20 protein-coding genes and 1 riboswitch are annotated in these 21386 nt (G+C 27.4%); of the genes, 3 read left to right on the forward strand and 17 right to left on the reverse strand.

The features are described 5' to 3' along the window. Positions 1-550: 550 nt before the first annotated feature. The 8 genes from KGF45_RS02085 to KGF45_RS02120 all read right to left on the reverse strand — a co-directional run bounded on the left by KGF45_RS02085 (position 551) and on the right by KGF45_RS02120 (position 11510). A complete protein-coding gene (locus KGF45_RS02085) occupies positions 551-991 on the reverse strand; it encodes a SufBD protein (RefSeq protein WP_227841693.1) in 441 nt (146 codons plus the stop codon). Positions 992-1335: 344 nt separating this feature from the next. After that, on the reverse strand, positions 1336-1713 hold the full coding sequence (locus KGF45_RS02090) for a C-GCAxxG-C-C family (seleno)protein (protein WP_227828500.1): 378 nt from the start codon (positions 1711-1713) through the stop codon (positions 1336-1338). An 86-nt stretch (positions 1714-1799) separates the two neighbouring features. Then, positions 1800-2294: a methylated-DNA--[protein]-cysteine S-methyltransferase gene (locus KGF45_RS02095; RefSeq protein ID WP_227841694.1), complete on the reverse strand. Its 495-nt coding sequence runs from the start codon at positions 2292-2294 to the stop codon at positions 1800-1802. Positions 2295-2439: 145 nt separating this feature from the next. After that, a complete protein-coding gene (locus KGF45_RS02100; protein ID WP_227841695.1) occupies positions 2440-6696 on the reverse strand; it encodes a 2-hydroxyacyl-CoA dehydratase in 4257 nt (1418 codons plus the stop codon). A gap of 388 nt (positions 6697-7084) precedes the next feature. Then, entirely contained in the window at positions 7085-8254 is a 1170-nt protein-coding gene (locus tag KGF45_RS02105; RefSeq protein ID WP_227828497.1) for a hypothetical protein, read from the reverse strand. A 380-nt stretch (positions 8255-8634) separates the two neighbouring features. After that, complete coding sequence (gap, locus tag KGF45_RS02110) at positions 8635-9651, reverse strand: type I glyceraldehyde-3-phosphate dehydrogenase (protein WP_227828496.1); 1017 nt, start codon at positions 9649-9651, stop codon at positions 8635-8637. A gap of 466 nt (positions 9652-10117) precedes the next feature. Continuing rightward, a complete protein-coding gene (locus KGF45_RS02115) occupies positions 10118-10726 on the reverse strand; it encodes an NUDIX hydrolase (protein ID WP_227828495.1) in 609 nt (202 codons plus the stop codon). A gap of 82 nt (positions 10727-10808) precedes the next feature. Continuing rightward, positions 10809-11510 (reverse strand): B3/4 domain-containing protein, encoded by a 702-nt coding sequence (locus KGF45_RS02120; RefSeq protein ID WP_227828494.1) that lies wholly within the window; start codon positions 11508-11510, stop codon positions 10809-10811. A gap of 239 nt (positions 11511-11749) precedes the next feature. On the opposite strand from KGF45_RS02120, the gene KGF45_RS02125 reads away from it, so the two are divergent. Then, positions 11750-12013, forward strand: coding sequence for a DUF1294 domain-containing protein (locus KGF45_RS02125; RefSeq protein ID WP_227828493.1), 264 nt, complete (start codon positions 11750-11752; stop codon positions 12011-12013). Positions 12014-12123: 110 nt separating this feature from the next. Here KGF45_RS02125 and KGF45_RS02130 read toward each other — a convergent pair whose 3' ends face one another. The 6 genes from KGF45_RS02130 to KGF45_RS02155 all read right to left on the reverse strand — a co-directional run bounded on the left by KGF45_RS02130 (position 12124) and on the right by KGF45_RS02155 (position 16536). Further along, entirely contained in the window at positions 12124-12543 is a 420-nt protein-coding gene (locus tag KGF45_RS02130; protein WP_227828492.1) for a YjdF family protein, read from the reverse strand. 209 nt (positions 12544-12752) lie between these two features. Further along, positions 12753-13535: a PhzF family phenazine biosynthesis protein gene (locus tag KGF45_RS02135; RefSeq protein WP_227841696.1), complete on the reverse strand. Its 783-nt coding sequence runs from the start codon at positions 13533-13535 to the stop codon at positions 12753-12755. Positions 13536-13738: 203 nt separating this feature from the next. After that, positions 13739-15082 (reverse strand): MATE family efflux transporter, encoded by a 1344-nt coding sequence (locus KGF45_RS02140; RefSeq protein ID WP_227841697.1) that lies wholly within the window; start codon positions 15080-15082, stop codon positions 13739-13741. A 106-nt stretch (positions 15083-15188) separates the two neighbouring features. After that, positions 15189-15644: a MarR family transcriptional regulator gene (locus KGF45_RS02145; RefSeq protein ID WP_227840972.1), complete on the reverse strand. Its 456-nt coding sequence runs from the start codon at positions 15642-15644 to the stop codon at positions 15189-15191. 307 nt (positions 15645-15951) lie between these two features. Continuing rightward, entirely contained in the window at positions 15952-16335 is a 384-nt protein-coding gene (locus KGF45_RS02150) for a BlaI/MecI/CopY family transcriptional regulator (protein WP_227841698.1), read from the reverse strand. 30 nt (positions 16336-16365) lie between these two features. Then, complete coding sequence (locus KGF45_RS02155) at positions 16366-16536, reverse strand: hypothetical protein (RefSeq protein WP_227841699.1); 171 nt, start codon at positions 16534-16536, stop codon at positions 16366-16368. Positions 16537-16876: 340 nt separating this feature from the next. After that, positions 16877-16972, forward strand: a riboswitch (cyclic di-GMP riboswitch). 52 nt (positions 16973-17024) lie between these two features. On the opposite strand from KGF45_RS02155, the gene KGF45_RS02160 reads away from it, so the two are divergent. Both KGF45_RS02160 and KGF45_RS02165 read left to right on the forward strand, forming a co-directional pair. Then, entirely contained in the window at positions 17025-17201 is a 177-nt protein-coding gene (locus KGF45_RS02160) for a hypothetical protein (RefSeq protein ID WP_227435413.1), read from the forward strand. A gap of 227 nt (positions 17202-17428) precedes the next feature. Then, the gene (locus KGF45_RS02165; RefSeq protein WP_131044449.1) at positions 17429-17629 is read left to right on the forward strand and encodes a cold-shock protein; all 201 of its coding nucleotides are present in this window, start codon (positions 17429-17431) and stop codon (positions 17627-17629) included. Between the two features lie 188 nt (positions 17630-17817). Here the strand turns inward: KGF45_RS02165 and KGF45_RS02170 are convergent, their stop codons facing one another. From KGF45_RS02170 to KGF45_RS02180, 3 genes are all read right to left on the reverse strand, one after another. Next, positions 17818-19044 (reverse strand): RtcB family protein, encoded by a 1227-nt coding sequence (locus KGF45_RS02170; RefSeq protein WP_227841700.1) that lies wholly within the window; start codon positions 19042-19044, stop codon positions 17818-17820. A 243-nt stretch (positions 19045-19287) separates the two neighbouring features. Beyond that, positions 19288-20118 (reverse strand): class I SAM-dependent methyltransferase, encoded by an 831-nt coding sequence (locus tag KGF45_RS02175; protein WP_227828485.1) that lies wholly within the window; start codon positions 20116-20118, stop codon positions 19288-19290. A gap of 351 nt (positions 20119-20469) precedes the next feature. Next, on the reverse strand, positions 20470-21372 hold the full coding sequence (locus KGF45_RS02180; RefSeq protein ID WP_227841355.1) for an SPL family radical SAM protein: 903 nt from the start codon (positions 21370-21372) through the stop codon (positions 20470-20472). Positions 21373-21386: the final 14 nt, after the last annotated feature.

Consider the following 21386-nt stretch of genomic DNA (forward strand, 5'->3'; position numbering starts at 1 on the left):
ATTTATTAATAATACCTAAAGTGGATTGTAAGAAATCATTTTACTACCAAAGCTTTTATTCATTTAGATATTATCATTCATATATATACATTGTCAAAGAAAACATTTAATTTATCAAATATTTTCTTTAACAATATATTATCTATAATTTTATAAATAATACATTTAACAAACTGAATCTATTTCATTGAATGATTTTTCAAAATAAAAATGGTAGCTTTAATTTGTTATTTCAAAACTACTATTAAATTATGTATATTCTCTTTTAACATATAAAGCTTTTACTCATTACAACAATTTTTACTACTTTTATTTAGTCTATATATTCAAGCATATTATAATACGCATAAAATTGGAACCCAATATTCAATCAAACTTTTACCATCCTTATCAACTACATCCTGTATTGTTTCTAAATTAGTTTTCATAATGCCTCCTTCTAGTATGATTGTACATAATTCTGTCTTAGCTGTTTTCACATTTCTTGCTACTGTCAAAAAAATTAATCCCTAATGATGATATCAACTGGTAAAATTTAGATAATATATCTTTACTCAAGATTAGATAAAGTATTACTTATATCCTTTTCTACTAATGGTTTCATATTATCATTATAAATACTTATATCTGCATTACTTAATTCCCTTCTTATACGATGAATAAATTGTTTCTTATATTTTGTAATATTAGGTAATGACTGAATAAAATTTCTCGCCACAGAAGGCTTTTTATCCACTATGTGACTTAGTATACTATCTATATTCATTTCAATTTTATTATCAGTATCCCACTTAGCATTTGCAACTATTAATGACAGTCCTCTTGTACGAATATATGAACTTTCATTATTAATCATCTCTAGAAAATAATCAAAGAAACAGTATGTAATGTTTGATTTTTTGCTTTCATTTTCTAGAAATAAAAAAGTTTTATATGCTTCAGTGTGATTTTTTGAACATAAGTCATTAATAAGCAAATCAATATTTTCCAATACTTTCATCTCCTTTGTAACAAATATTTATTTAAGCTGAGTATAACATAACAAAAAATAAATAGAAATAATTGAGATACCTATATAAATATTATCTGTTAATTAAGCTGATTTACATCAATGAATGCTAATACTCAACTGTCATTTAAATTCTGTTAATAAATAATATAACTTTTTTCTAAATTATACTAGCAAAAAGACGCTCCTTTCTGAGCGTCTTTATAATATAAAATCTAATATTCTTTTAAAGTTCATTGCGTTTTATTTGCAACTAATAAGTTATAATATAATAGACTTATTAAATATATTATATCAAATAGCTTATATTCTATAGCTTATATTTATTATAGTTCCTTTTTTAAAGTTTCTTTTAAACTATCATATGCAAAATCCATTATCTCTCTACATGCAACTAAATCTTTTTTTAAGTCTATACATAACTCTGAACCGTACTCATTTCTTACTGTTGTTGTCAAATCTTTAGCATATGCTTTAGCTTTAGTGCTTTCACCTTCATGGTTTCTACCTCTTACATATCCAATTATTATATTTGAGGCGTTTACTGCACCACATAAACTAGCAACTCCACAGCCTGAACCTAATCCACTACCTAAACAAACTGGTATATCTGTATTAAACTCTTCATTATATGCTTTTATAACTGACTCTGCACAATTGAACCCCTTTTCATGATATTTTGATGCTATAACTTTATTGCACATTAAAACTCCCCCTTATCATCGTAAATTAAAAATTTCTTCTAACATAATTATATCAAATATTAACAAAAAAATCACTTTTAACCAATTTAACTATTTTTTTCTAAATCTAATAATATTTTTTTTAAGTCAGAATGATTTCCCATATATCCACCAACATTGTTTTTACCAACAACTCTGTGACAAGGTATTATTATTGGGATTTTATTGCTTTTACTTGCTTGTCCAATTGCTCTAACAGACTTTGGATTATTTATATTTTGTGCTATTTCTGAGTATGATAATGTTTTTCCATAAGGTATTTTTAACATTTCTTCATAGACAGATTTTTGGAATTCAGTACCATCAACACGTATTTTTAAATCAAATTTTTTTCTTTTTCCATTAAAATAATCGTCTATCTGATTTATTGCTTCTTTTAAATCTTCTTTACTTCTTTTTATATCTATTCCTTTTTTAATATATTCTTCTTTTAAATTATTAAATTTTTCATCTCCTATATCTAAGCTAACTACAAAACCATCTTCACTCAATATGTACAAATTTCCTATTTTAGACTCATAAACATCATATACTAAATTCATATAACTTCCCCCCTTTTATATTAGTATACATATAATTTTTCAAGTAATAAAGAGTTACCCTAAAAAATATAGAGTAACTCTTTTTATAATTATTAATATAATAGTAGCTTATTTAGAAAGCTATAAATTTTCAACATGTGAAACCTTAATCTTCTATATTTTTAAAAGCTTTAGAAAGCATAAGTTTTATCCTGTTAAGCTGATTCACCTCACTTGCAGAAGGGTCATAATCAATAGGAATTATATTTGCATTCTTATATAACCTTTTTAATTCTTTTATGGAACCTTTACCAATTATATGATTAGGTAAACATCCAAAAGGTTGCATACAAATGATATTTTCCACACCTTCATTTAATAATTCAACCATCTCACCTGTTAAAAGCCATCCTTCTCCAGTTTGATTTCCTAATGATACTACTGGTTCTGTATTTTTCGCAACTGTTTTTATATTTCCTGGAGCATAAAATCTTTTACTTTTATCAAGTGCTTTTTTATATACCCTTTGGTATATACTTGTTATGTATATAAAGGCTTCCCCTATCATTCTACTTTTTCTACTTCCTTCTAAATGAGTGTGCTTATAAATAGTATTAAACGCACAACTTAAAAAGAAATTTGTAAGGTCTGGTACAACTGCTTCGGCTCCTTCTCGCTCTAATATATTCACTAGATTATTGTTTGCAATTGGATGAAATTTCACTAATATTTCTCCAACTAAACCTACTTTAGGTTTTTTAATATCTAATATCTCTAGGTTGTCAAACTCATTTACTATCTCTTTTATATTTTTAGTAAATACAGAAATTTTAGCTTTGACAAGAGATTTTTTACATATATCAACCCATTTTTCATATAGAGCATTTGTACTTCCAATAACTTTCTCATATGGTCTCACTCTATAGAGTACTTTCATCAATAAATCTCCATATACAACAGCCATAAAAAGTCTATTGATTAATTTTAGAGATACATTATCCATTATTCCACTATCTTCTATTCCATTTACACTAAGTGCAATAACTGGGACATCTTTAAATCCTGCATCATACATAGCTTTTCTTAAAAATCCAATATAATTTGTAGCTCTACAACCGCCACCAGTTTGAGTTATTGCAACAGATGTATTATTTAAATCATATTTTCCAGACTTTAATGCTGTTATTAATTGACCTACTACTATTATAGCTGGATAACAAGCATCATTATTTACATATCTCAAACCTTCCTCAATAACACTACTATCTGTATCTTTTAAAATTTCTATCTTATATCCACTCAAATTTACAGCTTCTTCAAGAAATTGAAAATGTATAGGTGACATTTGTGGTGCTAATATAGTATGTTTGTTCGTTATTTGATTATTCTTTGCATACTGTATTCTATCTACTTTCATATTTTTTACATCTATATTTTTACTTTCTCTTTCAAACATAGCTGCTTTTAAAGACCTCATTCTTATCTTTGCAGCTCCTAAATTATTACCTTCATCAATTTTTATAATAGTATATATTTTAGATTTTTCATTAAGTATTTCTTGAACTTGGTCTGTAGTTACTGCATCTAAGCCACACCCAAATGAATTAAGTTGAACCAATTCTAAATAATTTTTATCTCTTACAAAACTAGCTGCTTTGTATAATCTTGAATGATAGACCCATTGGTCTACAACTCTAAGTGGTCTTTGCATATTTGCTAAGTGACATATAGAATCTTCAGTAAGCACTGCCATGTCTAAAGAATTTATAAGCTCTGGCATTCCATGATTTATTTCTGGATCTATATGATATGGTCTACCACATAATACAATTCCCTTTAAGTTTCTCTCTTTTATCTCCTTAAGTGCTCTTTCGCCTGCTGCTTGCATCTCCATTTTAAATGAATTTTGTTCATCAGTAGCTTTATCAACTGCATGATTAATTTCTTCCTTAGTTATATTTATACCAGTAAAACGTCTTGACAATTCCTCATGAAGTCTCTTTTTCAACTTTGCCTTATCATTTAAACTTATAAATGGATTTATGTAATTTATATTTTTGTTTCTTATATTTTCCACATTATTTTTTATTACTTCAGAATAGGATATTACAACAGGACAATTATAATAATTATCTGCACTTAAATCCTCTTTATTTTCATTGGTCACACTTGGATAAAATATATTTTTTATTCCTTTTGAAATTAAATTTTCTATATGCCCATGAACTAATTTCCCAGGATAACACACTGTTTCAGAAGCAATGCTAGTTATACCAGTTTCATATAATTGTTTTGATGACCTATCTGAAAGTACAACTCTAAATCCCATATCATTGAAAAATGTAAACCAAAATGGATAATCTTCATACATATTTAATACTCTTGGTATTCCTATCTCTCCTTTTTTTGCCTTATCTTTTTCTAATGGTTTGTATTTAAAAATCCTGTCATATTTATACTTAAATAGATTTATGGGGTTTTTCTTTTCTAAACCTATCTTTTTATCGCCATAAATGGCTTCTCCCTTCTCACATCTATTTCCTGAAATAAAAATTTCATTATCAGAAAATTTGTTTATTGTAAGAAGACAATGATTTGAGCATCCTTTACATCTAATTACACTTGATTCTAATTTTATACTATTCAATTCTTCTTTAGATAATAAAGATGTTTGATATCCACTTTCATACTTCTCTCTGGCTATAAGAGCTGAACCAAAAGCACCCATAATTCCAGAAATATTAGGTCTAATTACATTTTTGCCAATTAACCTTTCAAAACTTCTAAGTACTAAATCATTGTAAAATGTTCCACCTTGTACAACAATATTATTTCCAATCTCATTTAAATCTCTGATTTTTATTACTTTAAATAAAGCATTCTTTATTACAGAATAAGATAAGCCTGCTGATATATCTCCAACACTTGCTCCTTCTTTTTGAGATTGTTTTACTCTCGAATTCATAAACACAGTACATCTTGAACCTAAATCTACAGGACTTTGAGAATAGACACCTTCATGTGCAAATTCCTCTATTGTCATAGATAAAGAACTTGCAAAGGTCTCTAAAAATGAACCACAACCTGATGAACAAGCCTCATTTAATATTATATTATCAATTACACCATCTTTTATTTTTAAGCACTTCATATCTTGACCACCAATATCAAGTATAAAGTCTACATCTTTATTAAAAAATTTAGCAGCTTTATAATGTGCTATAGTCTCTATTTCCCCATTATCTATTTTTAATGCTTTTTTAATAAGCCCCTCTCCATATCCAGTTACAGTTGAACTCAAGATTTTAACGTCTTTTGGTAATATATCATATATTTCATTTATGACCTTGATTGTTGTTTTTAGTGGATTTCCTTCATTACTATTATAATAAGAATATACTAGATTCCCATCTTCATCAATAAGCGCGGCCTTAGTAGTAGTAGAACCTGCATCAATTCCTAGATAACAATTTTTATTAATTGAATTTATATCTACATAATCTATTTTTTCTTTTTCATGTCTTTTTAAAAATTCTTCATACTCATTTCTATCTTTAAATAAAGGTTCTAATAAATTTACCTCTCCATCTTCAATGTTTTTTATATTGTCTAGTTTTTCTATTAGAGATTTAAGTTTTATACTATCTTCATCTACTGATAATAATCCTGCTCCAATAGCAATATAAAGCTGTGCATCTTCTGGGAAAATTACATTTTCATCTTTTAAATCTAGTACTCTTTTAAAAGCTTCTCTAAGTTCAGATAAAAAATACAATGGCCCACCTAAAAATGCAACATTGCCTTCTATTTTTCTTCCACAAGAAAGAACACTTACTGTTTGTACGACAACTGCATTAAAAATACTCATTGCTATATCAGTCTGCTTAGCTCCATCATTTATAAGAGGTTGAATATCTGTTTTAGCAAAAACACCACATCTTGAGGCTATTGGGTAAATAACATTGTAGCCTTTAGCTAATTCATTTAAACCACTAGCATCTGTCTTTAAAAGCGAAGCCATTTGGTCTATGAATGCTCCAGTACCACCTGCACATATACCGTTCATTCTTTGATCTATTCCTCCACTTAAATAGGTTATTTTTGCATCTTCTCCTCCAAGTTCTATAACAACATCAGTTTCCGGATGGAAATATTCTATTGATTTTGTACTAGATATAACTTCTTGGACAAATTTCACCCCAAGTTTTTTTGAGATTCCAATTCCTCCTGAACCAGTTATTATAATGGTTGCATTTATATCTCCCAATTTTTCGTATATTCCATTTAGTACTTCTTTAACTGATTTCTTCACATCAGAATAATGTCTTTTATACTCTTTATGAACTATATTGTTATTATTAAGTACCACAACCTTTACTGTTGTAGAACCTACATCAATTCCTATATGAAATAATTCATCCATTGTACCCCTCCATACTTATATGCTTTTTTAATTTTTGTAAGTTCTATGGTTTTATTTTAAGTAAGTTATTTTATAATTTTTATGATTAATATTTTTGTTTTATGATTCTTTTATTAATCAATCTTACTCTACTAGGTAATTTCTAATCATACCTTTAAATTTTAAATAAGAACATATAGTTAGTGTACTAAATTTTGTCATAAATTTCTACAGATTTTTGTTACTTTTTACATAAATATAACTTAACTCTAATACCAATTTAATGTTCATATATTATAAAATATCTTCATTCAAAAAAAATAGTTGTCAGTACACAATTTCTTATTGCATATAGACAACCATTTTTTTGTATATTATTTTTTATTTTAATTATTTCTATTCATCATATTTATGATACGAGCATAAATATAAAGTGAGCTGCTGCTCCTGCACATAAACCACCTATTGTATGAGAAAGAATTGCTTTCCCAGCTAATTGTCTAGCGTTTAATGCATCCATCATACCAATATGTGTACTTAAATATCCACTCCAACACATACCCATTGCTGTAAATACTGCTATATCATTAGGAGTTATAGCTCCTGATTTTATAAATTCTGGAACTAAAGACATTGCTGCTCCAACAGCTCCTAATGAAGTTATAGGAAATGCTATTGCCTCTGGTGATGTAAATCCAAATAATGGCTCTAATATAAATCCAAGCTTATCTCCAAGAACTGGAAGTAATTTTATTCCTTCATATGCAGCTCCTGTATAAACCTCTTGACCTGTAACAGGGTCTGTAGATGGTCCAAAAGTTAGTAGCATAACTAATGTACACACTACTAGGACACCAGGGATTATAGCCATTCCCATGTCTACGCCCATCTTACCACCTTCAAGAATAGCATCTAAGCCTCTTTGGAATACATTTCCTTCTCTTATTTCTCTAAATTCAGCTTTTTTCTCTAATGTTCCTGCTGCTTTATCTTCTTCTGGATTATAGTTATAAAACTTCTTAGTAAATGTCAACATTATTCTAACACTTACAACACTACCTATTACTGCACCTAAGTTACCAATCAATGCTGGCAATACATATTCTGTACCTTGAGATATCATAAATGTTGTTAAGATAAGTCCCATACCAAAAGCTGTTCCTAAATTACATAGTGCTGGAACTTGATATTGTTTAAAATACTGTGTGAATGTTTTATCTTTAGCAAAAGGTATAATAGCTGGATTATCTGATAAATAAGTTGTTATAGCTCCTGCTATACTAGCACCAGGTAATCCATATAAAGGCTTCATAAATATAGCGAAAATTTTATTAATTAATGCTATTACTCCAAACTCTGAAAGTAGTGCGCTTAATGCGCCTGCAAGAACTGCCATAGCCATAATTAAGAAAACTGTCTCTAATAGTAAAGCATGTGCTGTACTCATTATTACTTTAAACATCATTCCTGCTCCCATAATGCTACCAACATAGCCAAATCCAACTATTAGTAATATTATGAAAACGAATGTCTCCATGCTTACTGCCTTAACCTGTCTCCTGTCTGTTAACTTCTCCATTTTGAATCATCCCTTCTTTTCTTTTGTTGTAAAGCTTAACAAAACCTTTTCTCTTTTTTAATTATACTTATAAATATTACTCTTTGCAACTTTATTTGTCATTTTTTTATCATATTTAAAATGAAAACCAGTATTCCAATAATAAAAATTTTTCAGATTTCTGCAAGTTTTCGACATATTATCTTTCATATATAAAATAATACAATTTCTTACTAAATAGACATATCCCACTCTAACGACCTAATATCCACTAACAAGTTGTAACTTGTATCTTTTACATGAACCAAAAAAGATTATGAAAAAATTTTTCCTTCAATATTTTTCATAATCTTTCTTTTATTTTTATAAAATTTTTTCAAAACTTTTTTTCAAGTTATGTACTATTTTAATTTTTCAGCTATATATTTTACCAAGTCAACAGTTCTTGAAGAATATCCCCATTCATTATCATACCATGAAACTACTTTGACCATATTGTCCTCTATAACCATTGTGGACAGAGCATCTATGATAGATGATCTTGAATCGCCTCTGTAATCTATAGAAACAAGTGGTTTGTCACAGTATCCTAAAACACCCTTTAATTCTCCTTCAGCAGCTTCTTTTAATACAGAATTCACTTGCTCAGCTGTAACGTTTTCTTTAAGTTCACATACTAAATCAACAAGTGAAACTGTTGGTGTTGGCACTCTAAGTGAAAAACCATTTAATTTTCCTTCTAATTGTGGTAATACTCTTGACACAGCTTTTGCTGCTCCTGTAGTGGTAGGTATTATAGATTCAGCCGCTGCTCTCGCTCTTCTCAAGTCTTTGTGGCTCTTATCTAATATTCTTTGATCGTTAGTATATGAATGTACAGTAGTCATTAAACCTTTTACTATACCAAATTTTTCATCCAATACTTTAGCAAATGGTGCTAGACAATTTGTAGTACAAGATGCATTTGAGATTATATTATGCTTTTCATTATCATATTGTTCTTCATTAACTCCAACAACTATAGTTATATCTTCATTTTTTCCTGGAGCTGTTATTATTACTTTTTTTGCGCCTGCTTTAATGTGTTTTTCTGACTTTTCTCTTTGTGTAAATAATCCTGTTGATTCTATAACTATATCAACCCCCAATTCTTTCCATGGTAATTCTTCTGGGTCATTGTATCTCAGTATTTTTATTTCTTTAGAGTTTACTATTAGTGTATCTTCATCCTTTGCTTCTACCTCACCTCTAAAAGTTCCGTAACATGAATCATATGTAAATAAATGTGCCAAAGACTCTGTTGTTGCTCTTGCATTTATGGCTACAATTTCTATATTATCTCCTAATTCTTCTTGAGCTATTCTCAACACAGCTCTTCCTATTCTTCCAAATCCGTTCATTCCTACCTTAATTTTCATTATGAAATGTCTCCCTCCATTACTATGTTTTTACATGATTATTGTACACTAAACAATTCATTTGTTCAATACTTTTTCTAGATTAAATAATTAAATTCTGTGTTTTTTTATTATCAAAAGACAATTAGTGTATCATTTTTATCTCTTTTAACCCTTATTTAGTATATACTTTTTAATATAAAGAGGCTAGAGGGACGTATTTTGCCCAATGTCCCTTGGGACATATTTCACCACCATTTTTTTGAATTTTTAAACTATATTTATATTTGAAAATACAATATGTATTAAAAGATTATCTCTCAACACAAAACATATAAGGATTACCTAAAAATAATCCTTGTATGTTTTTGTATTGATTACTTTACAGCTTAAAAAAATAAAACAAAAAAGAGATTATATCATTATATGAATAAAATAAATTTTTATACTTTACTCACTCACATAATACAATCTCTTTTCTGTATAATTATTCAAATAATTTAGTTCCTAAACTTACAAACATTTGTAAAATTAAAAATGCTTTTGTATCTATCTTATGATTACTCTGTAAAATTTCTTTTGCTTCATCTTGTGAAACTAAAATAGCTTCAATATCTTCATCTGGTTCTAAAAATTCATCAGTTATATTACCATCACATATACAGTAAACAAATGCAATCGATTCATCACTCATACCAGGAGATAGATAGACTTTCTCATTACTCTTATTTTTTTGAATTTCTAAAAGAGTAAGCCCAGTTTCCTCTCTAAGTTCTCTTTCAACAGAAATATCTATAGATTCACCCTTATCAATAAGACCTGCTGGCAATTCGTATATATATCCATTAATAGGTACTCTAAATTGTTTTATTAAAATTAATTTTTTGCTACTTTTATGAAGACCTACTATTGCGACTGCATCTGCACTATCTGCCTTATTTTCAAGATAAATACTTTTTAATTGCTCACTGCTTTTTCTTGATGCTACCATCCATACCTTATCTTCATCTAGCTTATTTTTATACTCAATTTCAAAAAGTCCCATAAACTTACTTTCAACCAATGGATTTATATTCTTTATTATAGTTTTTTTCAAATTTACTACGACCTCTCTTTATTTAAATACCTTTAAGTAATTATATACATAATAATTTAAAATAAGTATTGGATACAGTTTCTTATATTTCCATTTCTAAGTTATCTTTATCTATGAACCCTACTTTAATTTCACAATCAAATATTTCTTTTAATAATTTTGCTAATTCTTCCCTTGCACTCATTACTTTATCTAAATTTGCATCAGTAAAACCATCTATAGGGAAAAATATATTTTTTGAACTACTTGTAATTTTTCCTTCTTCACCTTGTCTCCATATCCATCTTCTAGTTTTTACCATATCTCCAACAGAATAAATTAATTCTCCTTCTTCCATCAACTCAACTTCAGTTTCTCCAAATGGAATAAATTTATCCCCTTTTTTTGAAAATCTAACAAATACATCATCATCTCTAAAATCCATATCATGTGCACCCATTGGAAGTAGATATTTTAATGAAATAGAATTTCCTAAGTCTACAATAGGATTTATATGTGGAAGTTTTTTATTTTTAGCAACTCTTGTTGTCATTGCTTCTATCGAACTCATAAATTTATTTGGATTCATTCCTAGGCTTCTAAATGCTTCTCTATATGGTATAATTTCTTCTGCTTCTTTTACCTTTTTATCTTTAAAGTACTCTTCTACTCTGTCTATACTTATATCTAAAAGATTATTTATTCTTTCAATTTCTTTAGTATTGTCTATTCCTTTTGCAACTACTACACCAAAACATACATTTTCTAATTTATCAAATACTTCTTTTTCTACTATGAATTTCATTTTGCCTTGTCCTCCTGTTATTTTACATTATTTTCTAAGTAAATTTTATCACTTTATGTCTTATAAATATACCCCCTATTTTAGCAATTGTTTAATTTTTTAAAATTTTCCAATTAATATAATATTACTTCTTATGAAATATTTTATATATAGTAATTGTAGATTAGGCTTTTAAAAAAAATATTCTTGATTTATAATGTATAATATATTTTTATTATACGTCTTACGGAGGTAATATTGTGAAAAATTTGATTTCTATATATTTTATAATTATTAATATTATTGGTTTCTCTTCAATGTATATTGATAAGAAAAAAGCAATAAAAAATAAATGGAGAATAAAAGAAGCTACCCTTATTACCATAGCAATAATTGGGGGTAGCATAGGTTCTATCATTGGAATGTATTCTTTTAGACATAAGACTAAGCATATTAAATTTACACTTGGGATACCATTTATAATATTACTACAACTGTTATTATTATATTTTTATATGCTTTAAAGTGATTTTTTAATATAATAATTCTATCTTTATTAATAATTTAAGGTGTATAAAATTTTTAATTTTATACACCTTTTATCTAGCAATTCATAAAAATCCAACCAATTAGATTAATGACCTTTATGTTTGGCTTTTCTTTTCTCTTGTTTCAAATTAAAAAGTCTTTCTTTTTCTTCTTCTTTTCTAGATTTAGATAGGATTTTTTTATCTTGTTTTCTTTCTTCATATTGAAGCTTAAGAGCATTTTGTGCTTTAGTTCCTATAGTTTCTTTAGCCTGTTCTTTTTTTACTTTTCTCTGCATCCTTTTGTATCCAATGTTATCTTTAGATACATTTTTCTCCAATTTAATGCTTCCAAAATTTAATGAAAAGAACTTTTCAAGTATGAATTCATATACTTCTACATCCTTTGGTTCTGCTCCAAAAACTACCCTACATACCTCATATTTTTTACTATCTTGTCTTTCGAATACACCTATCCAAAACGGTTCTTCAAATAAGACTGTTAATTTTCCACTAACATTATCCATTGCTAGTTCCTCCTATTTATTTACTTTATTTCTAAAGAATGGACAACCAAGGAGGCAGGTTACTGACAGCAATTGCTGCGTCTGGACTACCAACCAGACTGTGTTTTTATCTTCGTCAATTAAATACTAACTTTTTTATTTTAATTTGTCAATGTTGACATAAATTTATCTTCTTTATTATTGCTATTAACAACTTTAACTATTTTTCTTTAAATATTATACATTATTTCTCCATGCATAAATAAAGCTGCTTCTCCAGAAATTTTTACAACATTATCCCTTAATAATTCACACTGAATAATACCACCACGATTAGAAAGTTGCGATGCTATCATTTTATCTTTTCCCAACTTTTCAGCCCAATATGGTATGAGACTACAATGAGATGAACCTGTAACAGGGTCTTCTGAGTCTAATTCTGGACAAAAATATCGAGAGACAAAATCTGTATCAGTCCCTTGTGATGTAACTATAACACCTAACCAATCTGTTAATTTACTTAAATCTTGATAATTAGGTGTATAGTCTATAACTTCTTGTTCATTATTTAGTAACAATATTAAATCTCTTGAAGAGTAGATAGCCACTGGTGTACAACCTAGTAAACTACGTTGTTGTAATGATAATTCAATTTCAACAGGTTCTCTGTTTGGAAATATCATTTCATATAGATTTCCATTTCGTGTAACTTCAAGATTTCCGCTTTGAGTAAAAAAACAAATTTTCTGAATATCTATATCAATAAAATTGGATATAACATAAGCTGCGGCTAAAGTTGCATGACCACATAAATCAATTTCTGCTTTAGGTGTAAACCATCGTAAATCATAATTTCCATCATTTTCAACTACAAAAGCTGTTTCTGGAAGATTATTCTCTGTTGCTATTTTCTGCATTAATTCTAATGATAATCTCTTTTCAAGAACGCAGACACCAGCAGGATTTCCTTTAAATAATCTATTTGTAAATGCATCAACTACATAATATTTCATTATTCATACCTTCTTTCTAATTTAAAGTTAGGAATACATTCATATTATATTATCTCATATTTAAATAATCAAAACAAATTACTATTTCTTATGAATCTATATAATATATTTATCTACTTTTGATAATGATTTATTGACATATAAAAATAAAATGCCTACTTATCAATATTTCAACATTATTTTCTTTTGTGACAAAATCTCTTCTATACTAATTGCAGTGACTTTTCTTTAAACCACATTATGACAGTAATAATTGTTGCACATACATCTGCTACCAATTGAGTTGCAATAAGACCTGTCATACCCCATAAGTTTGTGAAAATCAGCAGAAATGGAATGAACAGTAAACCTTGACGACATATACTTAACATACCACCTTGTTTTGCCTTTCCAATTGCTAAAAAGTAATTTCCTATGACAATTTGAACCCCTAATGTCATAAATGAAATAGCATCAACAATTAAAGCAGTTCTTCCAATTTCCAATACTTTAACTGATTCTTGATTAAATACATAAATAAATTGCTTTGAAAATAAAATGCACAAAATTCCAAACAATACATTTATAGCAGTACTCCAATATATTGCTGTCTTAGTAGCTCTTTCAACTCTATCTATTTTTCCTGCACCATAGTTATATCCAACCAGAGGAGAATAACCTTTTAAAAAACCATACAAAGCATTGGATTCCAAAGACATAAGGCGATTAACAATTCCCATAGCAGCAATGGCAGCTTCTCCAAATGGTTTGGCAACAATATTAGTTAAACTCACAGCGCCACCAGTCAAAAATTGAAAGAAACAAACTGGTAGACCTATCTTGAAAATCTCTGTGTAAATAGTACGCTTAATTTTAAAATAACTAAAAGAAATTTTCAAAAATGTATGCCCTTTTAAAATATAAAACCCATAAAATGAAGTAGAGACAAGTTGTGAAATTAATGTTGCAATAGCAGCACCAGAAACTCCCATATGACATACAAAGATTAAAACTGGGTCTAATATGAAGTTTGTCAATCCACCAAACAACATAGCAGTCATACTAAATGAAGAACTCCCTTCTGCAACTATCATATTATTCATCATTATATTGAAAACATTGAATATAAGCCCCAAAATATATATCAAACCATATTCTCTTACATAATAAAGTGTGTTATCTGTTGCCCCTAAAGAATTCATAAGAGGATTAAAAAATAATAGCATAATTGTAACCAAAACAGCGATTAAAAATATACCTGAAAAGAAAGCTATACTACTACAAATCTTTACTTCCTCATATTCTTTTTTACCAAGAAGCCTTGAAATATAAGAACCCGCACCACTTCCAAAAAGCAGCCCTATTCCAGTACCAACCATAGTTAATGGATATACTAAGGATACTGCAGCAGTTTGCAGTGTACCCAAACGACCTACAAAGAAAGCATCAACAATATTATATAATGCTGATACTATCATCCCTATCATAGTAGGCATTCCTAATTTTAACAGTGATTTCCTTACATCTTCTTTTTCTAAAAGATAGATTCTTTTTTGATTTCCATCCATACCAATCATCCTTTCAATTGTTTTGTTTCAATACAGTATAGTTACTAAACATATTTTTAAAAATAATTGCTACCCTCTACGATAGCAATTTTTTCACATATATCACTTAATTTTCTTCTAGTTTTTTATCAATACTTTCTTCAAAAGCAGAAAAATAACTCAGCATATATTCATAAAAAGGTTCTGGCATATCATCTAACAGTTTAAGTGATTCATCATTAGTTTGCTTATGATACTCTTGATGAGCTTTATAATTTTTCATTCCATCATCTGTAAGGCTCAAAACTACTTCTGTATCAGAATCAGGAGATACTTTTTTTACCACCGTCCCTTTATCTACTAGTTTATAAATCATCTGAGAAGCTGCACCTTTTGTAATACCTAAAGTATCTGCAAGAGATGTAATATTTATCCCAGGATTATTACCAACAGCTACTATTGTATGAATTTCTGATTTTGATAATAAAAGCTCTGTTCCATAAGTTCGTTTTTTATCCTCCCACTGATTGTATTTGTGAATAATACGTTCCATCAGTGTAATTAGTTTAGAATAATCTCTCATACTTTCACCTCTATATGTTTAGTTTCATTACTGTTTATCTACTATACATATTATATCTTTGCTTCTCAATTGTCAAGTTTCTATTTAAGAAATATCTAAAGATTTATTTTATAATTGAATAGTTCTTATAGGCTTTTAAGTGTTTGTAAGTATTGTTTTTTCAACATTTTTATTTTTCATTTTAATACTTTTGTCAGTAAAATATTTTATCCACAAATTTTACATAAGTTTTCCATAGTTTATCCACAATTTTATCCACAACAATAAAAAGGTAGCAATTATATTAGTAGCTACCTTTTAATATATATTAATCTTCTTCTTGCCAACTTTTTATCCAATCTCCTATTTCTATTATTTTTTCTTCAGTTATTTCCTCTTTATTATGTAGTTTTGAAATTAACTCTGACAGGGGATTGTTATGCAAACCTCCAAAAATTCTTTTACCTTCTAGTTTTAGATATTCTTTTTCTTTTACTAATACTGTATAGTGTACATGTTTTCCAATTCTCTGGGATATTAAAAAACCTTTTTTACTTAGCCTCGCTAAAAGTGTAATTGTAGTTGTATGTTTCCAACCATATTTTTCCTCCATTTCATCTGCAACATCTTTCGATATTACAGTTTTGTATCCCGAATTCCAAATATTTTTCATCAATTTTAATTCCGCATCTGGTAATTTTTTATTAAACATAATATATTCCTTCTTTCTATATAAACAGAGTTATCTTTTTACTATATTTTGCATATTTTTTATAAATTTTTTTAATTTTTCTTCTATTGTATTATTTCTTTTATGTATAGTTGTAAATATTCGTATGAAAAGGTTATTATCTTTACTTATACACCTTTCTTCTTTTCTAGCACTTAAATATTCTTTTTTAATTACTAGCACATCATAGTTTGATTTAAAACTTACTATTTTCTTTTTTAGATAGAATAGATTTTTTACTCCACATATATTCCATCAACATCAATTCCCTCTGTGCAGTTTCTCTACTACCTCTTGTTGCTCCATCTTATGTCACTTCCTCAAATTCAATCTAGCTTAAATTAATAATAGGAGCTTTTTTATACAAAAACTACAGGTAAATTTTTCTATATACTCTACATTTTTAGATTATTTTTTCTAAAATAAAACGACATTCATATTTATAAATTTATTCAATTTTCAAATTTTCAAACAATGATGTTGAATAATAACTGATTTCGTTGTATTATTAAATTGTAGAATAAAACTAAATCGGCAAAACTAGAGAAATTTAGTGACGCAAAGCTATAGGGACTAAGATTTATAAAATTCTTATAAATTATGTCAGCCAGTTGCCAAAAAGATATTTTTCTTTTTGTTTTTATGAAAGTTTTTTAGGGGGATAATAATATATGTTTAGAGATAAAATGGATAGATGTACACATATGTTAACTGCTTATATTGGTAGTTCATATGATTATTGTGATTTTATAGATACACAGTTAGATGATTTTATACTAGAGTACGGAGAAAATGTAGTAGAAAATTGCTTACATCAAGTGATGGTATTGGTAAGTAAGTATAATTAAATAAAATTTGTTTTCTAGAAGAACCCTTTTTAGTTTTATCTACATTTATATTAATATATAGTAATACAAAACTCTTAAATATATTTTTAATATTAAGAATAACCAAAAATGTTAACTAAAAAATACAATTACATAGACATTTCTATTAATCTATGATACAATAGTATTTGTGGTAATACACAATTAAATCAAGTATATCTTGATACAGGTTAATAGGAGTATTTTTAATGAATAATGGAATAGTGAAATGGTTTAATAATGAAAAAGGATTTGGTTTTATATCAATGGAAGGTGGAGATGATGTATTTGCTCATTTCTCAGCTATACAAACTTCAGGATTTAAATCATTAGAAGAAGGTCAACAAGTAAGCTTTGATATAGTTAAAGGTGCTAGAGGTCCTCAAGCAGAAAATATAACTATATTATAATATATAGATTTTTCGGGAAAGACTCTTTTGAGGGTCTTTTTTTATTGCTAGTATATATAAGATAATTATTAATCCTTATTTCTGAACCTATATATAAAAAAGGAGTACTATTTTTTGTACTCCTTTTTTATAAATTTTATTTTTTTATATAGATTAAGATTACTGTATTTTCTTAATCTTCCAAATTGTTAATTTGACTTAAAATTATAAATTGGTTTCAATATATTAATTATGTCAACTGTTTCTCTTATATTTTCTACAATCTCATCAATTGGCTTATACGCTTGAGGTGCTTCATCAATGGTTTTAATATTTACACTCGTTGTAAATATATTTTTCATAGATTCTTCATAATCTTTCATATTTATACTTCTTTTGGCTTCTCCTCTTGAAAGTATACGTCCTGCTCCATGAGGTGCAGAATTAATCCAATCTAAATTTCCTTTCCCTACTCCCAAGATAACACCATCTCTCATATTTATAGGAATCAATAACTTTCTTCCTTCATATGATGCTATGGCTCCTTTTCTTAGTATTCTGTTTTCAATTTCTATATAATTATGTATGGTTTGAAAATGGTCTAAATCATTGAATTTAAGACCTATACATTCTTCAATTATTCTTTTAGCCATTGTATTTCTGTTTAATTCAGCATATTTTTGTATAATATCCATATCATGAAGATAATCTTCCATCAATTTGCCTTCTAAATAACATAAATCTTTTGGTATTTTAGGAGTAAAGTTATGTTCTTTTTTAAGCGATATTAATGCATCCTGAATTTCTTCTTCTCTATTTTCCTTTTTGTACTGCTCAACAAGTCTTTTACTATCTTCCTCAAAATTATTACTAATTCTAATATAGTAATCATAAGCTTTTTTTTGGTAGTATTTTGCTACCCTATTACCAAGATTTCTACTACCAGAGTGTATTATTAAATATTTATTTTTTTCACTATCTTCATTTAACTCAATAAAATGATTTCCCCCTCCAAGGCTTCCAATAGCTCGATTATATTCCTCTGTAGCTTTTCCTATGCCTTTTATACAATATAGTGATTCTATCTCTTTTTTATAGTTTGCTTTACTATATTTGTTTATATTAAATCCATGAGGTATTTTTTTTCTTATAAAATCATCTATCTGCTTTAAATCCAAATCAACTTTACCCAGATTTACACATATAACCCCACACCCTATATCTACTCCAACAAGATTTGGAACGATTTTATCTTGTATTGTCATTACAGTACCTATTACACAGCCAGAACCTGCATGACAATCTGGCATTATTCTTATCTTAGATTTTGTTGTAAATTCCTGATTACATAATTCTATTATTTGACTTATTGTTGTACTGTCTACATTATCTGTAAATATTTTTGCTTTATTGTATTTCCCTTGAATCTCTAACACTAATACCACATCCTTCTAAACTATATATTAAATTTTATATCATATGCCGTTAAAAAATATATTCAAATAAATTTTATATAAAAAATAATAACAAAAATATTACTTTTATTTTTATATAATCAAATTTATAATGTATTAAAAATAACATAAAAATGTCCATCTTTCAATATATATACTTTTCTTATGTGATATTATTATAGATTTCAAGCTTTTATTCATTTAAACATATTCATCATTTTTTTACTATTTTTGTAAAACTAATCCCATAGTCATACTATCATCAGAATATACTTCACCTTTGACATTATTAAAAAATTCAATAGATTTAAAACCAATATCTTTAATTTCTGCTAAAAAACTCTCTTTTGAAAAGTATTTATTCCAAATATAAAATACATTTTCATTTCCTTCTGTTATAACAAGAGTTTGTTCTAATGTATTGTAATCACTATATTTGCAATTATCTTGTATACACACATATCTTTCACTACTCCAAAATCCTCCTTTTTCATTTATTTCCCATGTTTTAACTTCTTTAAAATCATTGTATTTATTTACTGTAAATACATCTAATATCAACTTTCCTCCAGGTTTTAAACTTTTGTAAATATTCTCCATTAATAGACGTCTGCTTTTAGTTGATAAAGCTCCATAATCACAATAAATTAAAGTAGCTATATCAAATTCTTCACTGTAATTCATATTTAAATAACTTTGAAATAAATATGTTACATTTAGATTTTTCTCTTCATTTCTACTTTGTGCATAATTAATAGAGCGCTTTGAAAAATCAATCCCAGTTACTTTATAACCTTTCTGTGCAAATCTTTCTGCATATAGTCCTGGTCCACATCCTAAATCAATTAAATTTGGATACTTATCTGGAGATGCAACTTTAACTATCCAATCTACAGAATCATTAATAAAGTCTAGACTTCTACTTGCTCCTTCAAAATCAACATCTAAATGCGCTTTTAATAACTGTTTTGAGATATATTCATCATCCCAAAAATTAACTTTACTTTCCTTATAAAGTTCTGGTCTTTCTAAATACATACATAATTTGTTTAACAAAACATACCACTCCTTAAAGTTTATTTATAAAACAAAAAAACCACAGATTTTACTCTGTGGTTTAACTTCAAAAAGATGAGTTTAAATAAGAGTAAAATAGAACCAAATATTTTTAAGCACAACAATAAAACTATCGCTTTATTTTGTTTACTTATTAAATTTGATTTTATCTACTCTTTTCCAGCAATACTTACATCAACGATTTTATGATATCAAGTACGCCGAACAACATCATCCTTTCATATTTTTATTTTATGGATACATTATATATTTATTATATTTATTTGTCAATGAATTTTGGTTTAGATAATTTATAATAGTCAATTTAGAAGTAGCTTATTATATCTAAAATTAATCAAAAAAAGATAACTGAATATCACCTGAATGTTTTAATTTTTCTTTCATTATTTTGGCATAACTACTTGATAAAGAGTACTTATTTCTAAGTTGATTGACCATTTTATAAAGTTGGTTTTTATATTCTTTATTTGCTGAACCTGTACTATATAGTATTGATAATTTATCAAATAAATCAGGAAATTCTTTTTTAATGAAGTCAAAAAAAACACCTCTAGTTACACCTCTTAAATACAAAGTTCCAGGTAACACATAGTGTACATTACTTTCTTTTGCGTATCTAAACAATGAATTTATATTATCAAAATTATCTGTAATATAAGGTATAATTGGCATAATATGAAGACCAACTGAAGCGTTAGTTTTTCTAAATTCCTTTAACATTTTAAATCTTCTCATTGAATCTACTCCATTCGGTTCAATGAGCTTTTGTGTCTTTTCATCTACTGTTGTAATTGTAGAAGCTATGTTAATATATGTAATTCTAGATAATTTATCAATCAAATCATAATCTCTTAAAATTAAATCTGATTTTGTAGAAATAATCGCTGGGGTTTTATATTTAATTAATAGATTCAATATTTCTGGCATAATCTTATACTCAGCTTCTATAGGCTGATAGCTATCTGTCACTCCCCCTATATTAATTACTTCTCTATTCCATTTACTACTACTCAATTGTTTTTCAAGTTTTTCTATTATATTTGTTTTTACATAAATTTCTTCAAAGTAATTACCAGAATTCATATACTTATGTGAATAGATAGCATAACAATATTTACATGCATGTTCGCAACCACGATAAATATTTAAATCCCATTTATACGGCATACTTCTTTTTAGTTTATTACAAGCAGTTTCACAATTTATTGGAGTATATTTTACTTTATTATACAAACAATCACCTCTTT

The sequence above is a fragment of the Clostridioides sp. ZZV14-6154 genome, assembly GCF_020657785.1.
Lineage (GTDB): Bacteria > Bacillota > Clostridia > Peptostreptococcales > Peptostreptococcaceae > Clostridioides.